This window comes from Priestia sp. YIM B13486, from assembly GCF_042787865.1.
In the GTDB taxonomy this organism is placed as follows: Bacteria; Bacillota; Bacilli; order Bacillales; family Bacillaceae_H; genus Priestia; species Priestia megaterium.
In genome coordinates this window covers 1-1,834 of record NZ_JBHZOZ010000033.1, presented here as the reverse complement: position 1 = coordinate 1,834, position 1,834 = coordinate 1, and the positions used below count along the sequence as shown (strand labels likewise).

At 29.5% G+C, this 1,834-nt stretch carries 3 protein-coding genes; 1 reads left to right on the top strand and 2 read right to left on the bottom strand.

Features of this window, described 5'->3' with window-relative positions; translation table 11 throughout:
- Nucleotides 1–877: 877 nt before the first annotated feature.
- The gene (locus ACFX4G_RS28155) at nucleotides 878–1,096 is read right to left on the bottom strand and encodes a hypothetical protein (RefSeq protein WP_377578381.1); all 219 of its coding nucleotides are present in this window, start codon (nucleotides 1,094–1,096) and stop codon (nucleotides 878–880) included.
- A gap of 109 nt (nucleotides 1,097–1,205) precedes the next feature.
- A complete protein-coding gene (locus ACFX4G_RS28150) occupies nucleotides 1,206–1,460 on the bottom strand; it encodes a hypothetical protein (RefSeq protein ID WP_377578378.1) in 255 nt (84 codons plus the stop codon).
- 192 nt (nucleotides 1,461–1,652) lie between these two features.
- On the opposite strand from ACFX4G_RS28150, the gene ACFX4G_RS28145 reads away from it, so the two are divergent.
- Entirely contained in the window at nucleotides 1,653–1,781 is a 129-nt protein-coding gene (locus ACFX4G_RS28145) for a hypothetical protein (protein ID WP_377578375.1), read from the top strand.
- Nucleotides 1,782–1,834: the final 53 nt, after the last annotated feature.

Genomic DNA, 1,834 nt, shown 5'->3' with positions numbered 1-1,834 from the left:
GTATGACGGGAAATCTGTCACGTACGGTTCTTAGGGGGGCGGGCGCTCGTGAGAGTGCCTGCCTACCCGACTTAACTAAACAAGTATCAGACATACAGCTATTCCAAACAAAACAACCTACTGCTCCTGTGCCGTAGGTTGTTTTGTTTGGAATAGCAAATATGGTTTTGTAGTGGTAGATGCCTCACGGCGTCTTGTGTAGTTTGCTCGAATAATAATAACTTATTCATTTTTAAGAACTTTTGTTAGAAGGACTATCTGATTATGCAACTCATTCTTAGTAGGTAAATGTCTACAGTTATCATAATCTGCAATTAGACATTTAACCTCCCTATAGAATAGGAAATGTTCATAGTTATCGAGCATATTTTCTCCTCCTGATGCTAGCCCTATCTTTTATATGTACCCCTTCAACACGTTCTTCTAACACATGATTTCCGATAAAGTTCATTATGGTAACTAAACGTTTTTAATTTATACATTTAAAAAAGTTCAAAGATCTACTTATGAGTAGATCTTTGAACTTTAGATAATAAATGTCATTACCAAATTAATGACTAAAATAGTTATTAAGAGGCCTAATATAGCTTTTCGAAGTGTGAAGTTTACTTTACTATTTTGAAAACCTTTAAATACTAGAATAAGAGTTATTAAATTCAAAAATAAAATTATAATTGCTGCAGGGCTAGTTATAATATTCACTCCTATTTTTTGTCTCACCTTTATTTCTGATGCTTCTATATCTTTTTATATAACATATATAGATATTTTTGGATACAGATTTTATTTCCGATAATACGTTTTATGTTAACTAGTTCTTTATACCGTATATATTATAAAAATGAAAAAAGAGCTATAGATAGCTCTTTTTTCATTTTTACTTAATAGCTCCATTAAGGTTATCTTTTGCTTTTTTCATAGGCTTATATACAAATACGTGTAAAGATAGCCCTATAACTGCAATGATATTTAAAATAATACTCATAATTGGTAATATCCATTCAAAGAACGTAGGTAAGTGTCCATTCAAACTTATCGTAGAAGAACTAACTCCTATTATTAAAATGGAAATTAGTAAGGGTAAATTTTTTATCAATTTAAATCCTCCTATACATTTTCACTTTTTATATTACCATAAAAAGAAAAAAATGTATTTCTGATAGATTTTTCGATAAGTTACATTATGTAAATAACAGCTCCATCCTTTATAGACCTGATATTCCAAATGCAATAGCAATAAATAAAAATATTACAATTGCTATTGTAATAACGGTTAGTACGATCTTTTTCCATATACTTTTAGGACTTAAAAAAGCAAAAAATAATGTCAAAGCTAATCCAACCAATAACCATGTGTTAATAGTTGTTGATGAGTAATTATTATTTGTTGGAACCATGAAATAAAAGCCAAAAGTCAAAATTAAAAAAGCAAATGAAATTTTACCAAAATGTTTTCTCATTGTGTTATGCCTCGCTTGCTTAATAGTTTATATGAGTTCTAAATAAGTATACTTAACGATCTTGATGTTACCAGAAAATACATATTTGAACAAGAAAATCTTAAATACGGATAAGCAGTTTTGTGTTAACTAGCTCCATTTGATTTATATTGGTATTATACTTAAACGAAAGAGTAAAATGGAGTGAGGAATATGGGTAAACCTATTATAATTGAGGATTATAATCCTAACTGGATAGTTAAATATGAAGAAGAAAAACGCCATTTAAAAGCTATTATGAAAGATAAAGCTATTGCCATGGGGACTGACCCCATAGAGTGAGACAAATAAAAAAACACCTTTAAGTAAAAAACGGGTATGTAGTACCTAACAAT